This window comes from Aliiroseovarius sp. M344, assembly GCF_025140835.1.
GTDB lineage: Bacteria > Pseudomonadota > Alphaproteobacteria > Rhodobacterales > Rhodobacteraceae > Aliiroseovarius.
The window spans coordinates 1263299-1283735 of record NZ_CP081153.1 but is presented as its reverse complement, the minus strand read 5'-3'; the positions used below and the strand labels follow the sequence as shown (position 1 = coordinate 1283735).

The 20437-nt window shown below is 57.6% G+C and carries 22 protein-coding genes; 16 read left to right on the top strand and 6 right to left on the bottom strand.

The annotated features are described in order from the left end of the window. Positions 1-4 precede the first annotated feature (4 nt). The 6 genes from K3556_RS06250 (at position 5) to K3556_RS06225 (ending at position 5445) form a co-directional block, all read left to right on the top strand. Complete coding sequence (locus K3556_RS06250; protein ID WP_260518864.1) at positions 5-943, top strand: nucleoside hydrolase; 939 nt, start codon at positions 5-7, stop codon at positions 941-943. Then, the gene (locus K3556_RS06245; RefSeq protein WP_260518863.1) at positions 940-1386 is read left to right on the top strand and encodes a GNAT family N-acetyltransferase; all 447 of its coding nucleotides are present in this window, start codon (positions 940-942) and stop codon (positions 1384-1386) included. The genes K3556_RS06250 and K3556_RS06245 overlap by 4 nt, the downstream gene beginning before the upstream one ends. A gap of 18 nt (positions 1387-1404) precedes the next feature. After that, the gene (locus K3556_RS06240; protein WP_260518862.1) at positions 1405-2826 is read left to right on the top strand and encodes a protein adenylyltransferase SelO; all 1422 of its coding nucleotides are present in this window, start codon (positions 1405-1407) and stop codon (positions 2824-2826) included. Then, a complete protein-coding gene (locus tag K3556_RS06235) occupies positions 2826-3350 on the top strand; it encodes a hypothetical protein (protein ID WP_260518861.1) in 525 nt (174 codons plus the stop codon). Before K3556_RS06240 ends, K3556_RS06235 begins: the two co-directional genes overlap by 1 nt. Before the next feature lie 60 nt (positions 3351-3410). Next, a complete protein-coding gene (locus K3556_RS06230; protein WP_260518860.1) occupies positions 3411-4094 on the top strand; it encodes an endonuclease/exonuclease/phosphatase family protein in 684 nt (227 codons plus the stop codon). 94 nt (positions 4095-4188) lie between these two features. Further along, positions 4189-5445 (top strand): cation:proton antiporter, encoded by a 1257-nt coding sequence (locus tag K3556_RS06225; protein WP_260518859.1) that lies wholly within the window; start codon positions 4189-4191, stop codon positions 5443-5445. Between the two features lie 80 nt (positions 5446-5525). Here K3556_RS06225 and K3556_RS06220 read toward each other — a convergent pair whose 3' ends face one another. Further along, complete coding sequence (locus tag K3556_RS06220; protein WP_260518858.1) at positions 5526-6179, bottom strand: TetR/AcrR family transcriptional regulator; 654 nt, start codon at positions 6177-6179, stop codon at positions 5526-5528. A 304-nt stretch (positions 6180-6483) separates the two neighbouring features. Here K3556_RS06220 and K3556_RS06215 point away from each other — a divergent pair, with 304 nt between their 5' ends. The 3 genes from K3556_RS06215 to eno all read left to right on the top strand — a co-directional run bounded on the left by K3556_RS06215 (position 6484) and on the right by eno (position 9249). Then, positions 6484-6906, top strand: a complete 423-nt coding sequence (locus K3556_RS06215; protein WP_260518857.1) for a Fur family transcriptional regulator — start codon at positions 6484-6486, stop codon at positions 6904-6906. 113 nt (positions 6907-7019) lie between these two features. After that, positions 7020-7895, top strand: coding sequence for a DMT family transporter (locus K3556_RS06210; protein WP_260518856.1), 876 nt, complete (start codon positions 7020-7022; stop codon positions 7893-7895). A 79-nt stretch (positions 7896-7974) separates the two neighbouring features. After that, a complete protein-coding gene (eno, locus tag K3556_RS06205; RefSeq protein WP_260518855.1) occupies positions 7975-9249 on the top strand; it encodes a phosphopyruvate hydratase in 1275 nt (424 codons plus the stop codon). Between the two features lie 75 nt (positions 9250-9324). Here eno and K3556_RS06200 read toward each other — a convergent pair whose 3' ends face one another. Continuing rightward, the gene (locus tag K3556_RS06200) at positions 9325-9657 is read right to left on the bottom strand and encodes a GYD domain-containing protein (protein ID WP_260518854.1); all 333 of its coding nucleotides are present in this window, start codon (positions 9655-9657) and stop codon (positions 9325-9327) included. A gap of 254 nt (positions 9658-9911) precedes the next feature. On the opposite strand from K3556_RS06200, the gene K3556_RS06195 reads away from it, so the two are divergent. Beyond that, complete coding sequence (locus K3556_RS06195; RefSeq protein WP_260518853.1) at positions 9912-10697, top strand: hypothetical protein; 786 nt, start codon at positions 9912-9914, stop codon at positions 10695-10697. 40 nt (positions 10698-10737) lie between these two features. Here the strand turns inward: K3556_RS06195 and K3556_RS06190 are convergent, their stop codons facing one another. Then, entirely contained in the window at positions 10738-12054 is a 1317-nt protein-coding gene (locus K3556_RS06190; protein ID WP_260518852.1) for a divergent polysaccharide deacetylase family protein, read from the bottom strand. Between the two features lie 130 nt (positions 12055-12184). Here K3556_RS06190 and K3556_RS06185 point away from each other — a divergent pair, with 130 nt between their 5' ends. The 6 genes from K3556_RS06185 (at position 12185) to lexA (ending at position 17158) form a co-directional block, all read left to right on the top strand. Then, complete coding sequence (locus K3556_RS06185) at positions 12185-12766, top strand: anthranilate synthase component II (RefSeq protein WP_260519184.1); 582 nt, start codon at positions 12185-12187, stop codon at positions 12764-12766. After that, positions 12763-13779, top strand: coding sequence for an anthranilate phosphoribosyltransferase (gene trpD, locus K3556_RS06180; protein WP_260518851.1), 1017 nt, complete (start codon positions 12763-12765; stop codon positions 13777-13779). Before K3556_RS06185 ends, trpD begins: the two co-directional genes overlap by 4 nt. A gap of 57 nt (positions 13780-13836) precedes the next feature. After that, entirely contained in the window at positions 13837-14637 is an 801-nt protein-coding gene (trpC, locus tag K3556_RS06175) for an indole-3-glycerol phosphate synthase TrpC (protein WP_260518850.1), read from the top strand. Then, positions 14634-15131 carry a cyclic pyranopterin monophosphate synthase MoaC gene (moaC, locus tag K3556_RS06170; RefSeq protein WP_260518849.1) on the top strand — a complete coding sequence of 166 codons (498 nt, stop codon included), beginning with the start codon at positions 14634-14636 and terminating at the stop codon, positions 15129-15131. Before trpC ends, moaC begins: the two co-directional genes overlap by 4 nt. Beyond that, positions 15131-16303, top strand: a complete 1173-nt coding sequence (gene glp, locus K3556_RS06165; RefSeq protein WP_260518848.1) for a gephyrin-like molybdotransferase Glp — start codon at positions 15131-15133, stop codon at positions 16301-16303. Before moaC ends, glp begins: the two co-directional genes overlap by 1 nt. A gap of 156 nt (positions 16304-16459) precedes the next feature. Beyond that, positions 16460-17158: a transcriptional repressor LexA gene (gene lexA / locus K3556_RS06160; protein WP_260518847.1), complete on the top strand. Its 699-nt coding sequence runs from the start codon at positions 16460-16462 to the stop codon at positions 17156-17158. A gap of 81 nt (positions 17159-17239) precedes the next feature. On the opposite strand, the gene phaR is transcribed toward lexA, so the two are convergent. From phaR to K3556_RS06145, 3 genes are all read right to left on the bottom strand, one after another. After that, complete coding sequence (phaR, locus tag K3556_RS06155) at positions 17240-17809, bottom strand: polyhydroxyalkanoate synthesis repressor PhaR (protein WP_260518846.1); 570 nt, start codon at positions 17807-17809, stop codon at positions 17240-17242. A gap of 186 nt (positions 17810-17995) precedes the next feature. Continuing rightward, entirely contained in the window at positions 17996-18439 is a 444-nt protein-coding gene (locus K3556_RS06150; RefSeq protein WP_260518845.1) for a Phasin, read from the bottom strand. A gap of 135 nt (positions 18440-18574) precedes the next feature. Next, positions 18575-20368, bottom strand: coding sequence for an alpha/beta hydrolase (locus K3556_RS06145; protein WP_260518844.1), 1794 nt, complete (start codon positions 20366-20368; stop codon positions 18575-18577). Between the last annotated feature and the right edge of the window lie 69 nt (positions 20369-20437).

The window sequence follows — 20437 nt, the reverse complement described above, 5'->3', positions numbered from 1 at the left end:
TGTCATGAAAAGCAAAATCATTATTGATACTGACCCCGGACAGGATGATGCCGTTGCCATTCTTCTGGCATTGGCGAGCCCGGATGAAATCGAGGTTCTTGGCATCACTACCGTTGCCGGAAACGTGCCGCTGGAACTGACCGCAAAGAATGCTCGGATCGTTTGCGAACTGGCTGGAAAGCGCGAGATCAAGGTGTTTGCAGGGTGCGACCGCCCGTTGCGCCGCGATTTGGTCACGGCGGAATATGTGCATGGCAAAACGGGCTTGAACGGCCCGGTGCTGCCAGATCCAACGATGCCGCTGCAGGAACAGCACGCGGTTGATTTCATCATCGACACACTCCGATCTGAAGCGCCCGGCACGGTGACGCTGTGCCCGCTTGGCCCCCTGACCAACATCGCCACCGCCTTCGAGCGTGCGCCCGATATTATCGACCGGGTGCAGGAAATCGTCCTAATGGGCGGCGCGTATTTCGAGGTCGGGAATGTGACCCCCGCCGCCGAGTTTAACATCTATGTTGATCCTCAAGCCGCTGATATTGTGTTCAGATCAGGTGTTTCCCTTGTCGTTATGCCGTTGGATGTTACGCATAAGGCATTGGTGACCAAGGCGCGCAACGACACTTTTCGCGCTCTGCCCGGCGACGTCGGTCACGCTGTGGCCGAGATGACCGATTTCTTCGAACGCTTCGACATCGAAAAATACGGATCAGACGGCGCGCCGTTGCACGATCCGACGGTGATTGCCTATCTAATCCAACCCGACCTGTTTCGCGGTCGCCACGTGAATGTTCAGATCGAGACCCAATCAGAGCTGACCATGGGCATGACCGTTGCCGACTGGTGGGGCGTCACGGACCGCCCGACGAATGCGCTGTTTATTGGCGATCTGGACAGCGATGCCTTTTTTGATCTTTTGACCACAAGGATTGCCCGCCTATGAGCAGCCTGCGTCTGGCCACCTCGGAAGACCTTGATCGCATTTTGCCTCTTGTCGCAGGGTTTCACGCCCAGAACGGGATTGAGCAGGATGACGACACGCGGCGCGGTGCATTGCAACCTTTGCTGGACGGCTCGCCGCATGGGGCGATCTGGATGATCGGACCGCGCGTGGCCCCGGTTGGCTATATCGCCGTCAGCTTCGGCTGGTCGATCAAGTTTGGCGGTCTTGAAGCCTTTCTGGACGAAATTTATGTGCGCGAACGGGTGCGCGGGCGCGGAATGGGCAGCGAGGCGCTTGCGTCGCTTGTCCGCGCGTTGGCTGAACAAGGTATCAACGCCATGCATCTGGAAGTCGACGCAGACAACGATCGCGCGCGTCTGCTTTATGAACGGATCGGGTTTCAGTCCCGCAACCGCTTTCACCTGATGACACGGGTGATGTAGCGATTGGAAATAACTGCTATGGTTCAGGCAATGCGCGAACACTTCGATAACTCCTATGCCCGCCTGCCAGACAGGTTTTATGCAAAGCTGAACCCGACACCCGTCGCTACCCCCCAGATGTTGCGCGTCAACGAAACGCTCGCGCGCGAACTGGGTTTCGATCCCGTTGATCTGTCGGCCGAGGTGTTGACGGGTAACAGTCTGTTGCCCGGCACAGATCCGTTGGCTCAGGCTTATGCGGGCCATCAGTTTGGCGGCTGGGTGCCGCGGCTGGGTGATGGGCGGGCGATCTTGCTGGGTGAAGTTACCGGCGGTTTCGGACGCCGCGATATTCAGCTCAAAGGCTCCGGGATCACGCCGTTCAGTCGCAATGGCGACGGGCGGGCATGGCTGGGTCCGGTCATGCGCGAATACATCGTCTCCGAAGCAATGCACGCCCTTGGCATCCCGACCACGCGCGCGTTGGGGGCTGCCCTGACCGGCGAAGGCGTGCAGCGCGAACGGCGTTACCCGGGCGCGGTCCTGACCCGCGTTGCCGCAAGCCACATCCGCGTCGGAACGTTCCAGTATTTCGCAGCCCGTGGAGATGGCGCGGGCCTGCGTCTGTTGCTGGATCACTGCATCGCGCGCCATTACCCTGCCGCGGACGGTCCCCTGTCTTTCCTGGCCGAAGTTGTCGCCGCACAGGCGCGCCTTGTTGCGAAATGGATGAGTGTGGGCTTCATCCACGGGGTGATGAACACCGACAATATGGCGGTGTCAGGCGAAACCATTGATTATGGTCCCTGCGCGTTCATGGATGCCTATCATCCGCGGATGGTTTTTTCCTCGATTGACCAGCAAGGGCGTTATGCCTTTCAGGAACAACCCAACATGGCGGTCTGGAACCTTGCCCAATTGGCGACATCGCTGTTGCCCCTGATGGATGGAGACCCGGAGCATGCGGCGGACGAAGCGACGCGTGTGCTGGAAGGCTTCGCCACCCAATTCAGCCCGAAATGGTTGCAGCTGTTCCGCGCCAAACTTGGCCTGACCACGCAAGAAGAGGGCGACGAGGCGCTGATCACCGGGCTATTGGCGCGCATGGCCAGTTCGCAAGCCGATTTCACCGCCACTTTCACGGCCCTGACGGAAGGGGACGCCAGCGAACACATTACAGATGACGGTGCTTGGGACAGCTGGGCGCCCGATTGGAAAACCCGGCTGTCACGCGAACCGGGTGATCCCAAGGACACCATGCGGGCCGCCAACCCCGTTTTGATCGCGCGCAACCACCGGGTCGAAGAGGCTATTCAGGCAGGGATAGAAGGCGACTATGCGGCATTCCACCGGCTTGTTGATGCGCTGAAAGATCCGTTCAACCCGGCGCCCAAATACCTCGACCTGGCAACACCCCCGAAAGCGGAAGAGCGTGTACTTAGAACCTTTTGCGGCACCTAATGATCTGGCCGTTTTCCAAGCCGCGAAAACCGATGGTCTTTGACCTGATCCCCCACACGGGGATGGTGCCGATCCAACTTGGCGCAAAACGAGACAACGTGATGGCAGTGATGAAAGCGCTGGGTCATGTGCCTTCGGCGGTTCAGGATACCGCAGAGCACTTGCGCAATCTGAGTGTCGAGCCTCCGGCAAGCAGCGCAGGTGGCAGCCTTTATTTCATTGAAAACTGCCTGCAGGTGGAGTTCGACGGCAATCACCGCGCCACGTTTATCGGCCTTGCGCCGCATCGGGGCGTTGAGCTGCGATACCAAGGACAGGATATTCTGACGCGTCCTGCGGACGAGGTATTTCAGATATTGGCTGGAAATGAAGCCTCCCCTGCTCCGGCCTTCAATCCCAACGAGGTTTTGTTTTCCGACCAGATTCTGACGCTATGGGAAGCAGACCCGCAATATGACCCACACGGCGAACGGTATCCGGTTTGGGGGCAGATCGGCATTGGCGGAAAAGCCTATCTGGAATAGGCTTTCATCAACCGCCCCCTTTTCCAAAGCCCGCATCCTGACTACATTAAGACGGTAGCCATGGACCTGAAGCTAGTCACATATAACATGCGCAAGGCCATCGGGCTTGATCGCCGCCGCGACCCGCACCGCATTCTGGACGTGATCAATCATCTCGATGCGGATGTCGTCGTATTGCAAGAGGCGGATCGCCGGCTTGGACCGCGCCCAACCGCCCTGCCCCGGCGACTTCTGTCTGACGAAACCGATTTTGTTGTGGTGCCCTTTGACAGCAGCGGCGTGTCGCTTGGCAGCCATGGCAACGCAATCCTTGTGCGTAAGGGGCTCACCTTCCATGCCGCCGAGCAATTGGAATTGCCGGGGTTGGAACCCCGCGGCGCGGTCGCGGTTGAAATTGACGGGCGGCTAAAGCTTGTGGGCACCCATCTTGGATTGCTGCGCCCTTATCGGCATCAACAAATGCGGCAACTGGCACAAAAGCTCGCCATATCGCCTCTGCCCACCGCGATTTTAGGGGATTTCAACGAATGGTCGCCAAAACGCGGGTTCGAGCCGTTGGAGCACCATTTCGACATTATCTCGCCCGGTCGATCTTTTCACGCGTCACGTCCAGTTGCCGCGCTGGACCGGATCGCGCTGAGCCAAGGTATCGAGCTGCGCGACGCGGGGGTGGACCAGTCGCCGCTGGCCAAAGTGGCGTCAGATCACTTACCGGTATGGGCGAAAGTGCACGTGACCGGCTAGCAGCCCGCGCGTCCCCTGCAGGCAGTTGCCATGGTTGTTTGCCATGCTCGGGCAGCGTGCTAGAAGGGCCGCAAAAGCACAATCAGGGCGCAGCATGACCATCCTACAAATCACGTCACTTCTGATTGTTTTGGCCGGCGCCTTTGGCGCGATAAACTATCTGTTCCTAAAGCTCCCTTCGACGATTGGAATCTTGCTGGTATCATTGATGGCATCTTTGTCGCTGATGGCGCTGGACTTCGTTATTCCGGCGATGGATGTCTCCCATCAGGTGCGATTGCTGGTTGCCAGCCTCGACTTTTCCGACACGTTGCTTGAGGGCATGCTTGGATTGCTGCTGTTTGCCGGTGCGCTGCATGTGAAGATCGGGGATCTGCGCGCGCAGTGGGTCGTTGTCTTCCTGATGGCGACCATGGGCATTGCCCTGTCCACGCTTGTAGTCGGGGTTGGGTTCAGCTGGCTGACAGGTGCGCCGTTGCTGATCGCGTTGGTCTTCGGATCGCTCATTTCCCCTACGGACCCTGTGGCCGTGCTGGGTGTGCTGCGCGAGGCCAACCTGCAAAAAACCCTTGAAACAAAGATTGCGGGTGAAAGCCTGTTCAACGACGGCGTTGGCTATGTGGTTTTTCTGGTTCTGGTCGGGTTGGCGTTTCCGTCAGGCCACGGCGAGCATGCCACCGACCCAAGCGCCAAAGCCGCCTTCACCTTGTTCTTTCAAGAGGCCTTGGGCGGTGCCCTTTTGGGCGTCGTGTTGGGATGGCTCACCTTCCGGGTGATGCGCCGCATTGACGACTATTCCCTGGAAGTGCTGCTGACACTGGGGCTGGCCTTTGGGGGCTATGAACTGGCGGTTGCCCTGCAAGTCTCGGGGCCGATCATGGCCGTCTGCGCGGGCCTTTTGATTGGCGATGTGGGCACCAAACACGGCATGAGCGAAGAGACACGCGGCTATGTCGACGCGTTTTGGAAGCTGATCGACGAAATCCTGAACGCCGTTCTGTTCCTGATGATCGGGTTCGAGGTTTTTGCCGTTGCTTTCACTGCCGATGCCGTGACCGCTGGCATTCTGTCCATCATCCTGGCGTTGTTCGCCCGTCTGACCGCCGTGGCCGTGCCTGTCATCATCCTGAAACCCTTCCGCAGTTTTTCACGCGGCGTGATCCCAATCATGACATGGGGCGGATTGAAAGGCGGGATATCTGTTGCGCTGGCACTGAGCCTGCCGGACAATGAATGGAAGGCGCTGATCCTGACTGCGACCTATATTATCGTGGTCTTCTCGATCATCGTGCAGGGCTTGACCGTGGCACCTTTGGCGTCACGTTTGGGCCGCGAACCGGAATTGATGTGATGCGTCGCGGTGCGGCAACCGACCTTGCAGACCAGCATATCTGATAAAACCGCGTCGACTTGAGTTGCTCATTAACTGAGTCAGTCGGGCTTTGCTTTTGCAGCAAAAAGGATCAGCTCGGCGGCGGGTTGAAAATTCAACGCGAACGCATTCATGGCAAATGCCTCGCGCATATCGTCCGGCAATCCTTCCGGATCGCGGTCTGCTGTTATGTCGAATTGGGCGGTGCCCTGCAAAACGTTCATCAACGTGCGCGCCAACACTTCGGCCCGCTCGGCACCAAGTTGCAGGTGTTTTGCCATATGAATTGTGAAGCGCTCAATTTTCGACAACATGCTCCGCTTGGCTGAAAACAGAGGCTCATCCGCCACATTCGCTTCGATCACCGCGACCAGCCGGGCAAACAACGGCAGAAACCGCGGCGTGTTTTGCGCCAGCGCCGTCAGATAGGTCGCCAATTCCGCCGGGTCGGTGCTTAACCCCGGTTCGTTTTCGAATTGCGAGACAAGGTCTTCCAATGCGTCAACAAACAGCAACAGGAACAGTTCTTCCTTGGATCGCACGTAAAGATACAACGTGCCTTTGGCGAGCCCGGCGCGCTGAGCCAATGCGCTCATCGTCACACCATCAAACCCCAATTCGCCAATCAGGTCACGCGCCGCTGACAGAATCGCGTCGTGCCGTTCAACCTTCTGATCCTCGGACCGGGCCCTTTTGCTTTGAGTAGACGTCAATTAATTTCAATATCCCCGACTGCGGCAGGGTGGCCCGCGCGCGCCCCCAATATCGGATGTTCTTCGCCTGATTGGCAAGAGCGGGCATCGCAGCTGGCCGCAAACGCGGCGCAACAGGCCTATTTGTCCCGCGGGCCCAGGCTGTCAGACCCCAAGCAACCGCGCCAACTGTCGCTGTTTCGCCGAATCAAGGCCGATCACACCGCGTGGTGTCACACCAATTGAACTTCAATTTCGACAGACCATTTCCCCGCGGGAGATTTCGCGGCATAAGGGGGCAAGCAGATCGAGTATCGGGGGCAACATGTCCGAGCCATCCATATTGAAACGTTGCGAGGATCTGGGCCTGCGCATGACCGAGCAGCGCCGAGTGATCGCCCGGATTCTAGAAAAAGCGCATCGCGACCATCCCGATGTCGAAGAACTGCATGCGCGCGCGGCTGGTTTAGACAATCGCATTTCGCTGGCCACGGTCTATCGCACAGTGAAGTTGTTTGAGGAAGCGGGCATCCTTGTCAAAAACGAGTTTGGCGATGGACGCGCACGCTATGAAAGCGCGGATCGCGACCATCACGACCACCTGATCGACCTGACCTCTGGGCAGGTGATCGAGTTTCTGGACCCCGAGATAGAAGCCCTGCAAGAAAAGATCGCCGCGAAGCTGGGCTATGAGCTGAAGGGCCACCGGCTGGAACTTTACGGCGTGCGCAGGAAAGACAAGACCTGACCCTCACCCATCGTTTCAGGTGATCTTGTTCATCACTGATGTCGACTTGCCTTGCTTTCGAAAACCGGGTCTTGTCGCCGGGTTGCTTTCCTGAACCTGTGAAGTGTCGCGCCATGCAGAACATCCGTGGAATTCTTTTGATCATCTTCGCGATGGCTGCGTTCGCGTTGGAAGACGTTTTCATCAAGTCGATGACACAGGAAATGCCCACATCGCAAACCCTGTTTCTTCTGGGGGTTGGCGGTGCGGTGGCCTTTGCGATCATCACCTTTGTGCAGCGTGGCACGCTTGCCCCGCTGGTACACCGCGACATGCGATCGCGGGCTATGCTATGGCGCAATGCCTCCGAAGCCGTGTCGGCGATGTTCTTTGTGACCGCCCTGTCCCTCGTCCCGCTGTCGACGGTGCTGGCGGTGTTTCAGGCTATGCCACTGGCAACCACCGCAGGTGCTGCGCTTTTTCTGGGTGAACAGGTCGGCTGGCGTCGATGGAGCGCCATCGGCATTGGCTTTATTGGGGTGCTTTTGATTATTCGCCCCGGCGCGGACGGTTTCCAGATGGCTGCCCTTCTTCCCATCGCCGCGGTGTTTGGCATCGCGTTGCGCGACCTTCTGACCCGCCAGCTTGACCCGACGATCCCGTCAGCCAGCGTAGCGTTTTATGCGTTTCTTGTCTGCGCGCCCGCAGGCGCAATGCTCATCCCCGTCAGCGGGTCCTTCGTCGTTCCTGACCAAACGGGGTGGCTGTTGATGTTGGGTGCGACGATTTTCGGCGTCTCGGGCTATTATGCCATCGTCATTGCCCTGCGCGTGGCCGAAACGTCGATCATTATGCCGTTCCGATATTCGCGGCTCATCTTCTCGATCATTCTGGGTATCCTCGTGTTTGGGGAAGACCCGGACAATTTGACCTATCTTGGGGCAAGCATCGTGATTGGCACTGGCATCTATACATTCCTGCGCGAACAGAGGGCGCGCGCACGCGAATAATTTCCAATCCTGTTGTCGTGACGCCTTCAACAGGCTAAAGAGCCTCAACTGAAGTTTTCTTCTTATTGGGAGCGCTAACATGAGCACCATCGTTGATATTTTCGCCCGCGAGATTCTGGACAGTCGCGGCAACCCCACCGTTGAGGTGGACGTCATTCTGGACGATGGCACGCTGGGCCGCGCCGCCGTCCCGTCGGGTGCGTCAACGGGTGCACATGAGGCGGTTGAAAAACGTGATGGTGACAAGTCGCGTTATATGGGCAAAGGCGTTCTGGAAGCGGTCGAGGCGGTGAACGGCGAGATCGCAGATGCGCTGGTCGGCTTTGACGCCACCGAGCAGGAAGCCATCGACGCCGCGATGTGTGAGCTGGACGGCACGCCGAACAAAGCCCGTCTGGGGGCCAACGCCATTCTGGGCGTATCGCTGGCCGTGGCCAAAGCGGCCGCTGATGCCTCTGCCCTGCCGCTCTTTCGCTATGTTGGCGGGGCCTCGGCCCGCGTCTTGCCTGTGCCGATGATGAACATCATCAATGGTGGCGAACACGCCGACAACCCGATCGACATTCAGGAATTCATGATCATGCCGGTCGCTGCGGCAAATATCCGCGAAGCCGTGCGCATGGGGTCGGAAGTCTTCCACACGCTAAAAAAAGAACTGTCCGCCGCGGGCCTGTCCACGGGTATCGGTGACGAAGGTGGCTTTGCCCCCAATATCGGGTCCACCCGCGACGCGCTCGATTTCATCATGAGCTCGATCAAGAAAGCTGGCTACAAACCCGGCGAAGATATCTATCTGGCCCTCGATTGCGCTGCGACCGAGTATTACAAAGGCGGCAAATACGTCTTTTCGGGCGAAGGCAAATCGCTGACCAGTGAAGAGAATGCACAATACCTGAAAGCGCTCTGCGATGACTATCCGATCATCTCGATCGAAGATGGTATGTCGGAAGATGACTGGGACGGCTGGGTCGCTTTGACCGCGCTGCTGGGCGACAAAATCCAGCTTGTCGGCGACGATCTGTTCGTCACCAACCCCGAACGCCTGGCCGAGGGCATTGCCAAGGGGGCTGCCAACTCGATGCTGGTGAAGGTCAACCAGATCGGCACCTTGTCGGAAACTCTGAAAGCCGTCGACATGGCCCATCGCGCACGCATGACCAATGTGATGTCGCACCGCTCGGGCGAAACCGAGGACGCGACCATCGCCGACCTGGCTGTCGCCACCAATTGCGGCCAGATCAAAACCGGCTCACTGGCGCGGTCAGACCGGTTGGCGAAATACAACCAGCTGATCCGCATCGAGGAAATGCTGGGTGTGACGGCGGAATATGCCGGGCGGTCGATCTTGAAATAAGGTGCCCATCGGCAGGTTATGGTAAAGGCCGGGGCGACGCTCCGGCCTTTAGTCATTGTGTGTCGGGCAATCGGATTAGCTTGCCACGGCCTGATAGGATTTTTGGCCTTCCTGCGCCTTTTTCATCGCGGACATGGCCTCTTTGCTGGTCATGAGCTTGGTGGTCGATCCACCAGCCATCGTTCCGGACGCACCGACAACCAGCGCGCAGGCGGCCATGACCTCGTCACTTGGTGCTTCAATCAACGCCATGACATCATCTTCGCCAAAGCAAAAAAACAAATGATGCAACTTACCACCCAACGCCGAGATCATCTTCCCGGCGGCGGCTTCGCGATCTTGCGGTTTCTCGACAAGAGACCGCAGGGAATCCGTACTATATTGACCTTTGAACATATAAAACGACATCTGATCTTCCTTCTATGATTGGAAGTTTCGTGCCGAAGATACCTGCCCCATTGTGCAGACTTACGGCGTCTGCATAGCATGATTTTGCTCAAACGTCATCTCTGATCGTCTGACCCGCAGGAGTTACCCATGACAGACACCGGGCCGATTACGCCTTCAATCAAGCTCATCAAAACCTCGCGGGTTCATCAGTGTTTTCGAAAGTTTCGTGCCAACTGCGTTGCAAGCGCGGCAACTGGCCGTAAACTCTGCACATGATGTTTACTGTCAGCAACCAACTGGAACTTCTGCTTTCTCTTTTTGTCGTCGGCGCGATAGGAACTGCTTTTCTATTTCGCAAACCTGCTGGCCACAGCGCTTGGAAATTTGCCGATCTGGTCTGGGTGTTGCTGGGGGGTGTTGGCGCGTTGGTCGCCATCGTAGCAGGGTTTTATACCGCCGACAGTTCACGTCTGGACCGGCAGATCGACCTCGCTTACAGCGCGACAGCTGCATTTGATCGCGATGCGGCGCGGTTTCGGCTGAGGTTTTGCGAAACGGCCAACACCACCAGTACCGCGGTTTTGTGCGAAAAAGTTGAGTTTCTTTCTGCGTCAACCGCCGCAAACACTGACCTGCCTCTATTTATTGCCGTCACTGACGAGGTGGCACCTCTGGCAAATCTCAGCTTCCTGTTTGGCAGTCACAATGCCGAGAAAACAGAGGGGGATGGCGACATGCGTCAGATGGTGGAACGTCTTGAATCCTTTGATATTGAACGATTTCTGGTCTTCACAGCGCTCGACTCCGAGACCAAAGAGGCCGTAGAGAAAACCCAGATTTCTGAGCCGTCCATAGCTGCTGACTACCTTGTCATCGCGCAAAGCTATGATGAGTTAATTGAACACGTCGGCAAACTGAAAGACGAATGGGAATACTTGCAATCGCATTCCAGTATTCTGGTGCTTCAAATTCTTGCGCTTTGTCTGGTCAGCTTTGCCGCCCCATTCCGATTGGGGAAGTCAATCGTCGAGCTTAAGGCAAGTATGACAGGACGATAGCAACGTCACCTGCGGCGTTAACCGCGCCAATTCATCCTGATCAGCCGTCCAGCAGCAGTGCCGAGATGGGGGCCATCGCCACAGATTTCACCCGATTTCCAAGGCTCCATTCGATCAACGCCTGCACGGTTTCAACCCGCGCCTGCCCCATCATGATCACGCCATTTTCCTGACCGGCCTTGAAGGCTGCGTTGTCCAGAAAGCGGCGGATGACTTTGCCGTCCTGTCCATCTGCATCCAGCTCGCGGAACACAAGGCCAGAGGCGACGCCGGTTTTCAGCGCTGTTTTATGGCCGGTATTCAGACCCTGCGGGGCCGAGACCAGCCCATGGCCGCTGGCGACCAGGATTTCCGATATCTGAGCGGCAAGCTGGCTGTCACCTTGGAAGCCGCTGTTTTCACCCATGAAAACGGCAACGGCTTGATCCAACAACGGTGCCTGCACCTGAAAGTTCACTTCGGCGTCGGTTGGGGTCGCCTCGGCAGGCAAAACAGGGGCGACGATCACTTCGGCCCCGGCGCCGCGATAATAGGCGACAGCTTGGGCCGCGTCGGCGGCGTTCGCATCAACAACGAAGCTGATCGGAAAAGGCAGGTTCTTAAGGTCGCCAAGCGCTTGGCGCGCGGCCCCTTGGTCAACCAGCACAATTGACATCAACGGACGTCCTTCAGGGTTGGTGAACGGGCTCGCATTCTGATCGATTGCCAGCGTCGGCAAGCCGGCCAAAATCGGACCCGGATCTGAGGCCGCAGCGTCACCGCCCTCAGACGGACCGTCGATCGTCGGCAAACGGTTGGTCGTGACACCCTCAGCGATGTCTCCAATTGGGGCGACCGGATCGCTTTTGATTTGCGGTGTATTGGCCAGATCGGGGATGGATTGCGGCAAATCGGCGGCTGCGCCCTCGTCCGTGCCGTCAGTTACATCGTCTGTGACGGCGGACTCAGGCTGAGCCACTTCAGGCTGAACCGTTTCTGGTTGGGTATCAGCAGGCTCTGCAACGGGCGTTGCCGGTGGAGCGTCAGTTTCGGCCTGAGCAACATTGTCAGGCGCTGCCGGTTCAGATGGCGACGCTGGAACATCAGGCACTTGCACTTCGACCTCGGGCACGACCTCGGCGGTGTCCACATCAGTCGGCGCATCTGGCGCACTGATCGCATCAGGTGGCGTGTCACTCACGGCCGGCGCATCTGCAGTTGCTTGCGCTGCATCATCAACAGGGGCCTGATCTTGGTCAACAGGCGGTGGATCAAAACGACCCGGATCCACCGGGGAAAGCTGCAACGACACAACACCAAGACCAAGGACTGAAACGACAGTCCCGGCCAAAACACCTGACAGGAAGCCTTTTGCCATGGCTTTCTCTCCTCGAAACCTCAACTTCACGCGCACCGCACTTGACCCTTGGCGCTTGCGTAGATCATGTATAGCCCGACAAACGCAGGACGTAACCCCTGCTGGTACAACTTTGGCGAAAGGCCGCAAGATGATCCTGCTGATCGATAACTATGACAGCTTTACCTACAACCTCGTCCACTATTTTGGCGAACTTGGGGCTGAGGTGGTGGTCAAACGTAACGATGCGCTGGATGTTCAACAGGCAATGGGCATGGGGGCGGATGGAATCGTCTTGTCGCCCGGCCCTTGTGATCCGGCGCAGGCTGGCATTTGTCTTGCCCTGACCGCAGCCGCGGCAGAAGCAAAAGTGCCGCTTTTTGGCGTTTGTCTTGGTCACCAAGCCATTGGCGAGGCGTTTGGCGGCCACGTCGTCCGCGCCCCTGAGATCGTACATGGAAAGATGGGTGAAATCCGGCATGAGGGGAAAGGTGTGTTCGAGGGATTGCCCTCGCCGTTGCTGGCAACGCGCTATCACTCGCTTGTGGTTGATCGGGACACCCTGCCAGATTGTCTGGAAATCACCGCCGAACTGGACAATGGCTTGATCATGGGCCTGCGTCACAAAGAGCTTGAGGTCGAAGGCGTGCAATTCCATCCCGAAAGCATCCGATCCGAACACGGCCATGCTATGCTTGAAAATTTCTTGAAAAGAACAAAGGTGCCGGCATGACCGACGCGATGAAACCCCTGATCTATGCGGCCACCGAAGGGCCGTTGTCACGCGCACAGGCTGAAGCCGCGTTCGAAGAACTGTTCGAAGGGCGCGCGACCCCTGCCCAGATCGGTGCATTGCTGGCCGCCATGCGGGCGCGCGGGGAAAGCGTTGCGGAGTATTCCGCGGCGGCGGCTGTTATGCGCGCAAAATGCGCCAAAGTCTCTGCCCCCGAAGGTGCGATGGACATCGTTGGCACTGGTGGCGACGGGATGGGCACGCTAAACATCTCGACCGCCACTGCATTTGTTGTGGCTGGCGCGGGCGTAACCGTGGCCAAGCACGGCAACCGCAATCTGTCATCAAAATCGGGTGCTGCGGATGCGCTGACCGAAATGGGCGTAAATGTCATGGTCGGCGCTGATGTGGCTGAACGCGCCATCAACGAGGTTGGCATCGGCTTCATGATGGCCCCGATGCACCATCCGGCTATGAAACATGTCATGCCGGTGCGACAGGAAATGGGCTGCAAGACCATCTTCAACATCCTTGGCCCGCTGACCAACCCGGCAGGCGTGAAACGGCAACTGACCGGCGCGTTCGCCGCCGACCTGATCTTCCCGATGGCCGAGACCCTTCAGGCGCTTGGGTCTGAAAAGGCGTGGCTGGTGCATGGAGCCGATGGGATGGACGAGATTTCGATCACTGGCCCCACATCGGTGGCCGCCCTTGAAAATAACAAAATTCACGCGCGTGAGATCCACCCAGAGGACGCAGGATTGCCGGTGCACAAACTGGCGTCGATTCTGGGCGGCGAACCTGCTGAAAATGCAATCGCATTTCGTGCGCTGCTGGCAGGCGAGGCATCAGCGTTCCGCGATGCGGTGCTGTTGAACGCCGCCGCCGCCTTGGTTGTTGCCGATAAGGCCAGTGACCTGAAAACCGGCGTCGAAATGGCCGCTGAAAGCATCGACAACGGCGCGGCCAAAGCGAAGATCGAGGCGCTGGCCGCCCTGACGTCGAGCGCCTGACATTTGGCACGGCGGCTTCGCCTTGCTACCCCGACCATGAAGGCATAGACCAAGCCCATGAGCACCGTTTTAGACAAAATCAAAGCCTACAAACTGGACCACGTGGCCGCGTGCAAAGCCGCCCGCCCTCTGGCTGACGTTGAGGCCGCCGCCCGTGGCGCATCACCGACGCGCGGCTTCGCGACATCGCTGATGAACGCCGCCGAAACAGGTTATGGCCTGATTGCCGAGGTCAAAAAGGCCAGCCCGTCCAAAGGTTTGATCCGGGCCGATTTCAACCCGCCCGCCATCGCCAAAGCCTATGAGGCTGGCGGCGCGACCTGCCTGTCGGTTCTGACAGACACCCCATCCTTTCAGGGTGCGGATGAGTTCCTCGTTGCCGCCCGTGCAGCGGTCAGCCTGCCCGCTCTGCGCAAGGACTTCATGTATGACACCTATCAGGTGGCCGAGGCGCGCGCGTTGGGGGCTGACTGCATCCTGATCATCATGGCGTCCGTGGAAGATGCTCAGGCGCAAGAGCTTGAAGACGCTGCCTTTTCATGGGGCATGGACGTTCTGATCGAGGTGCATGATGAAGCCGAGCTGGAACGCGCGGTTGCGTTGAAGTCGCCACTTCTGGGTGTCAACAACCGCAATCTGAAAACATTTGAGACCACACTCGATACCACCCGCCGCCTGTCGAAACTCGCCCCTGCTGGTCGTCATCTGGTGTGCGAAAGCGGTCTTTTCACACCCAAAGATCTGGCTGATATGGCAGAACATGGCGCGCGCAGCTTTCTGATCGGCGAAAGCCTGATGCGTCAGGACGATGTCGAGGCCGCAACCCGCGCCATTCTGGCCAATCCGGTGCCCGCATGAGCGACAAATCCCCCCTCACCCATTTCGATGCGGACGGGCAAGCCCATATGGTCGATGTCTCGGACAAAGCCGTGACGGATCGCATCGCGCTGGCCGAAGGCTTCGTCAAGATGACGGCTGAAACTCTGGCGCTTGTGACCTCTGGTTCGGCCAAGAAAGGCGACGTTTTGGGTGTTGCGCGCCTGGCCGGGATTATGGGCGCGAAACGCACCGCTGACCTGATCCCGCTATGCCACCCCCTGCCGATCACCAAAGTCGCCTTGGAGCTCGAACCCAAACCTGATTTGTCCGGCGTCCGCATCACCGCGACCGTCAAGACCGGCGGCCAAACCGGGGTCGAGATGGAGGCGCTGACCGCTGTGTCTGTTGCCTGTCTGACGGTCTATGACATGCTTAAGGCGGCCGAAAAAGGCATGGAGATCACAGACATCCGCCTGTTGCGCAAAGAAGGCGGGAAATCCGGCACTTATGCGCGAGATGCTGAGGCAAGCTGATGATCACGGTGACCGAGGCACTGGACGCGATCTTTAAGCTCGTTGCGCCGCTGGGCACCGAAGACGTGCCGCTGGCCGACGCCGTTAACCGTGTCCTTGCCGCACCTGTCACCGCGACACGCCTGCAACCGCCTTTCGCCGCGTCCGCGATGGACGGCTATGCGCTGAATGGTGTCGAGGCAGACCCCGAAGCGATGTTCCGTGTCATTGGCGAAAGCGCGGCAGGTCATGGATATGATGGCCGTATTGGCCCCGGCGAATGCGTGCGGATTTTCACCGGCGCTCCAATGCCGGACGGCGCGGATCGCGTTATCATTCAGGAAGATGTTGACCGCAAAGGCGACCTGATCACTTTGGCGCGCAAACTCGATGCAGGTCCTCACGTGCGACCCGCCGGTGCCGACTTTGCCCCCGGCGATACGCTCCCTGCCCCGCGTGTGTTGTCGCCCGCCGATCTGGCCTTGGCGGCAGCGATGAACGTCCCCAGCTTGTGCGTGGCCTGCAAACCCATCGTGGCGCTTCTGGCCACCGGCGACGAGCTGGTCATGCCGGGCGAGGTTCCCGGCCCGGATCAGATCATCGCGTCCAATTCCTTTGGCCTGAAGGCGCTGATCGAGACCAATGGCGGCCATGCCCGCATATTGCCCATTGCGCGCGACAATGCGGCCAGCCTGCGCACTGCGTTCGAACTGGCCGCGGACGCTGATCTGATCGTGACAATCGGCGGCGCGTCGGTGGGTGACCATGATCTGGTCGGCGATGTGGCCACCGACATGGGTATGGACCAAAGCTTCTATAAGGTCTTGATGCGCCCCGGAAAACCTTTGATGGCAGGACGTATTGGCGATACTGTGATGATTGGCCTGCCGGGCAATCCCGTCTCATCCATGGTCTGCGGGCATGTCTTTCTGGTACCCGCCCTGCGCGCCATGCTGGGCTTGGGCGCGGCACCTGCCCCGCGCAAAACCGCCGCACTGACCGCAGCAGTGGCACAGAACGGGCCGCGCGAACACTACATGCGCGCGCGCGTTGATGGCGACGAGATCACCATATTCAACAGTCAGGACAGCGCCTTGCTGAGCGTGCTGGCGCAGGCCAACGCATTGGCGATCCGGCCGCCCTCAGACCCGGCGCGGGAAGTCGGAGACAGGCTGGACTACCTTCCCATTTGAAGCGACTGCAACACACACCTCTCACCCCTACCGTGCATGCTTGACACAAAAAGGGAACAGGGATAGAACATTTCTTGAACGCCCCGCAACGAGGGCGGTCCAAATCGGCCTTTCGATGGGTTCACTTGGATAAAGGAAAGACGGAGGTGCGAGAGCATGTTAACACGCAAGCAGTTGGAACTTTTGGAATTTATTCACAAACGGATTCAACGCGATGGCGTGCCGCCGTCTTTTGATGAAATGAAGGAAGCGCTTGATCTGCGATCCAAGTCCGGGATTCATCGTTTGATCACCGCACTGGAAGAACGTGGCTTCATTCGCCGCCTTGCCCATCGCGCCCGCGCCATTGAAATCGTAAAACTGCCAGAGCCGCTGGAAAACGCCGGACGCGCAGGGTTTGAACCTCGGGTCATTGATGGCAACCGCCCTGATCGCACGCCACCAACCGCCATTCCTTTGGAAGGTCTGGGCATCAGTGATCTGCCTTTGATGGGCCGCATCGCAGCGGGTGAACCGATCGAGGCCATTACTGACGGGGCGCAGCACGTCTCGGTGCCGGAAACCATGCTGGCCACCGGCGGGCGGCATTATGCGCTTGAGGTCAAGGGCGATTCAATGATCGACGCCGGGATCAACAATGGCGACGTTGTGGTTATTCGCGAGACCAACCAGGCGCAAAACGGCGATATCGTCGTGGCGCAAGTTGACGGGTATGAGGCGACGCTGAAACGGTTCCGCAAAACGGACGGCATGATCGCGCTTGAAGCGGCCAACGCAGCTTATGAAACCCGCCTTTTGCCAGAAGGTCAGGTCAGTATTCAGGGCAAGTTGGTCGGTCTGATCCGCACTTACTAAGCCGACGCAACGCGCCGGTCTAAAATGAAAAAGGGACGCGTGTTATCCGCGTCCCTTCTGCTTTCCAGCGGTGTTTATGTGTCAGCCGAGACCCGAAAGTTTCTTTTGCAGTTCAGCCAGTTGTTTCTTGATGGCATCCAATTCCTCATTGGACCCGCCTTCGGTTTTTTCAGACCCGTCATCGTCGTCATCAGATGACGACGTCGAGCCGGAAAAACTGCCCATCATGGCTTTCATGAAAGCCTCCTGCTGGGCTTGCATCGCTTCAAATCCAGGCATCTTCGCCATTGGATTGCCCATGGTTCCCAGATTTTCCATCATTTTCGACTGCCCACTGCGCAGCATTTCGAAACTGGCAGCCAAAAACTGCGGCACAATACTTTGCGCCTGCGTGGTGTAGGACCGCACCAGATCCGTCAATACATCAACCGGCAGAACACTTTCACCACGGCTTTCGTGTTCAGCAACGATTTGAAGCAGATATTGCCGGGTAAGATCGTCACCAGATTTCAGGTCGATGATCTGAACCTCGCGACCGTCGCGGATGAACCCTGCGATATCGTCGAGCGTCACGTAATCGGACGTCTCGGTGTTATATAAGCGCCGACTCGCATAGCGTTTGATCAGCAGCGGTTCTTGTTTCTGAGCCATGATACCTCCCCGCAGCAGTTTGGTGTTGCTGCACTGCAAAAGCCTAACAGCGCCACTATCAAAGGCAAGCTTTTTGACCAAAGTTTACGTAAGGGGCAGCAGCGCGTGCCCATAAAAAAAGGGCGAGCTTGAAGCTCGCCCTTTCCGAATTGGCCGGACGGGAGGTTGATATCCGGCGAAATCCTCTTATTTAGCTGTCGCTTTTTTGGCAGCTTTCTGAACTTCGTCGGTGGCTTTTTTGACAGCAGCTTGTGCGTCGTCGCCCAGCTCTTTGCCAGCAGCCATCATCAGCTCAACGGTTTCAGCTTGAACTTTTTTCGCAACTTCAGCGAAAGCGGCCATGTTTTCAGCAGCCAGCTCAGCTTGTGCCGAAGCGAAGTCAGACATGGCTTTGCCATAGTCAGCAGCTTCTTCTTTGGCAGCAGAAACGTCGCCCATTTTGGCCAGAGTTTCTTTGGTCCATTTGGTCGAGATTTCAGCCGATTTGTCTGCAGCTTGCAGAGCAACTTTCGACAGTTTTTCGCCCAGAGCAGCTTGGTTTTTGAAAGCGTCTTGTGCGACCGACATGTCAACCGGGAAGTTGCCCAGCATCTCTTGGAACATTTTGGTGAAGTCTTGTGTCTTAGTCATTGTCGTTTCTCCGTGGTTAGGCACCGGGGAGGAGTTCGGCGCCTCAAGTTGTTATGACGACAATATGTATGCTGCAGTGCAGAAAATCAAGTTTTTTCTGCACTGCAGCATGTGACACTTTTAAGTTGTTGAAAATCAGGTATTTGGTTTTGCCACAACGTATGTTCCCGGCGCTGGCGCCAAAGGTTTTTGCGACGAATCACCGATGTCTCTCGCGTCGATTTGCTTGCCGGATCGCTTGCTGAGCCAGGCTTCCCACCGCCCCCACCAAGACCCTTCGTTAAAGGTCGCGCCTTCCATCCAGTCATCCGACGCGGCCGGCCAGTCATCGTTGGTGTAGTGGCCATATTTCTTCTTTGACGGGGGATTGATGATCCCGGCGATGTGGCCACTCTGAGACACGATAAAGGTCTTATCCTTTGACCCCATCTGGCGCATCCCGTCGTAAGACGACTTCCACGCGGCGATATGGTCGGTTTCACAGGCGATCGCACACAGCGGAACATCAACATCCGCGATCGACAAGTGCTCGTCCAGCAGCTCAAAATCACCTTGGGCAAAGCGGTTGCCCTGACAAAGCCCACGTAAATACTCGACCGTCATCTTGGCTGGCAGGTTGGTGCTGTCGCCGTTCCAATACAGAAGGTCGAAAGCGGGGGGCGTCTTGCCCAGCATGTAACTGTTGATGGCCGGGCCATAGATCAGGTCATTGGGCCGCAGGTATGAGAACGTCCGCGACATGAAGAAACTGTCCAGATACCCCCGTTCATTCACCTCTTCTTCAATCCCGCCGACAAAATCGTCGTCAAGAAAGACGCCGACTTCGCCCTGATCGGAAAAGTCGGTCAGGGTGGTGAAAAATGTCGCGGAGTTAACGGATTTATCGCCGCGCTTCTTCATCAGCGACAGCGTGAGCGACAGCGTCGTTCCCGCGATGCAGTAGCCAATAGCGTTGACTTTCTTTTGTCCGGTGATCGCTTTCACCTCGCGTATCGCGGCCAAATAGCCCTCTTCAATATAGTCGCCCATCCCGACATCCGCATAGGAGGCATCCGGGTTCACCCAGCTGACCACAAACAGCGTATATCCCTGATCGACGATCCATTTGATCAGGCTGTTTTGCTCCTTCAGGTCCATGATGTAGAACTTGTTGATCCAAGGCGGGAAGATGATCAACGGCGTGGCATGGACCTTTTCAGTGGTCGGCGCATACTGGATCAATTCCATCATCCGGTTGCGATACACCACCTGCCCGGGCGTGGTGGCGATGTTCTTGCCAACCTCAAACGCGCTTTCATCGACCAGCTTCACCAGAAGCTCGCCGTCATTCGCCTCGAGATCCGCGATGAGGTTCTCTAATCCCTTTACGAGCGACTGGCCATTTGTCTCGACCGCAAGTTCCATCGCGTCCGGATTGGTGGCAAGAAAGTTGGTCGGGCTCATCATGTCTATGATTTGGTGAGTGAAGAACTCCAAGCGTTTTGTATCATCGGAGTCCAGACCATCGACGCTTTTCAACGCCTCTTCCATCGTCTGCGAGGTGATCTGATATTGCTGCTTGAGGTAGTTATAATAGGGGTGGGAATCCCAAAGCGGGTTCGAGAAGCGGCGATCTTTCGGCCCGGTGTCCTCGGGCGCTTTGAATTCACCGCTGGCCAGCGCGGCTTGCGCTTCAATCGCGTGCTCAAGCGTTTTGCCCCAAAAAGCGACTTGGTGTTCGAACAACTTTGACGGATTCGCCATCATGTCCGCCCAGATTGTACCAGCCGTTTTGGTATAGAATTCCTGTCCCGGCCCCTGCAGATTTGGACGAACAGGCTTGCGATGCGCCATGATATTAGCAAGGCGTTTGGACAATGCCTCTATTCGGGAAAGATTGTCGCTAAGTTCACTCAGTTCCTGGCCTTTGTTAACTTGGTCAGTTGTCATGAAACAATTTCCCCCCTATGGTTTCTGCAGGTGCAGCATCGTAAAGTCTGCATATGATAGCAACTATGC

Excerpts from the sequence above, each read along its gene's own strand:
- trpC (WP_260518850.1), top strand. The coding sequence starts at position 13,837 with ATGAGCACCGTTTTAGACAAAATCAAAGCCTACAAACTGGACCACGTG.
- K3556_RS06245 (WP_260518863.1), top strand. The coding sequence starts at position 940 with ATGAGCAGCCTGCGTCTGGCCACCTCGGAAGACCTTGATCGCATTTTG.
- K3556_RS06195 (WP_260518853.1), top strand. The coding sequence starts at position 9,912 with ATGATGTTTACTGTCAGCAACCAACTGGAACTTCTGCTTTCTCTTTTT.
- K3556_RS06150 (WP_260518845.1), bottom strand. The coding sequence starts at position 18,439 with ATGACTAAGACACAAGACTTCACCAAAATGTTCCAAGAGATGCTGGGC.
- eno (WP_260518855.1), top strand. The coding sequence starts at position 7,975 with ATGAGCACCATCGTTGATATTTTCGCCCGCGAGATTCTGGACAGTCGC.
- K3556_RS06230 (WP_260518860.1), top strand. The coding sequence starts at position 3,411 with ATGGACCTGAAGCTAGTCACATATAACATGCGCAAGGCCATCGGGCTT.
- K3556_RS06200 (WP_260518854.1), bottom strand. The coding sequence starts at position 9,657 with ATGTCGTTTTATATGTTCAAAGGTCAATATAGTACGGATTCCCTGCGG.
- K3556_RS06235 (WP_260518861.1), top strand. The coding sequence starts at position 2,826 with ATGATCTGGCCGTTTTCCAAGCCGCGAAAACCGATGGTCTTTGACCTG.
- K3556_RS06225 (WP_260518859.1), top strand. The coding sequence starts at position 4,189 with ATGACCATCCTACAAATCACGTCACTTCTGATTGTTTTGGCCGGCGCC.
- moaC (WP_260518849.1), top strand. The coding sequence starts at position 14,634 with ATGAGCGACAAATCCCCCCTCACCCATTTCGATGCGGACGGGCAAGCC.
- K3556_RS06215 (WP_260518857.1), top strand. The coding sequence starts at position 6,484 with ATGTCCGAGCCATCCATATTGAAACGTTGCGAGGATCTGGGCCTGCGC.
- phaR (WP_260518846.1), bottom strand. The coding sequence starts at position 17,809 with ATGGCTCAGAAACAAGAACCGCTGCTGATCAAACGCTATGCGAGTCGG.
- K3556_RS06190 (WP_260518852.1), bottom strand. The coding sequence starts at position 12,054 with ATGGCAAAAGGCTTCCTGTCAGGTGTTTTGGCCGGGACTGTCGTTTCA.
- K3556_RS06210 (WP_260518856.1), top strand. The coding sequence starts at position 7,020 with ATGCAGAACATCCGTGGAATTCTTTTGATCATCTTCGCGATGGCTGCG.
- K3556_RS06145 (WP_260518844.1), bottom strand. The coding sequence starts at position 20,368 with ATGACAACTGACCAAGTTAACAAAGGCCAGGAACTGAGTGAACTTAGC.
- lexA (WP_260518847.1), top strand. The coding sequence starts at position 16,460 with ATGTTAACACGCAAGCAGTTGGAACTTTTGGAATTTATTCACAAACGG.
- glp (WP_260518848.1), top strand. The coding sequence starts at position 15,131 with ATGATCACGGTGACCGAGGCACTGGACGCGATCTTTAAGCTCGTTGCG.
- trpD (WP_260518851.1), top strand. The coding sequence starts at position 12,763 with ATGACCGACGCGATGAAACCCCTGATCTATGCGGCCACCGAAGGGCCG.
- K3556_RS06250 (WP_260518864.1), top strand. The coding sequence starts at position 5 with ATGAAAAGCAAAATCATTATTGATACTGACCCCGGACAGGATGATGCC.
- K3556_RS06240 (WP_260518862.1), top strand. The coding sequence starts at position 1,405 with ATGGTTCAGGCAATGCGCGAACACTTCGATAACTCCTATGCCCGCCTG.
- K3556_RS06185 (WP_260519184.1), top strand. The coding sequence starts at position 12,185 with ATGATCCTGCTGATCGATAACTATGACAGCTTTACCTACAACCTCGTC.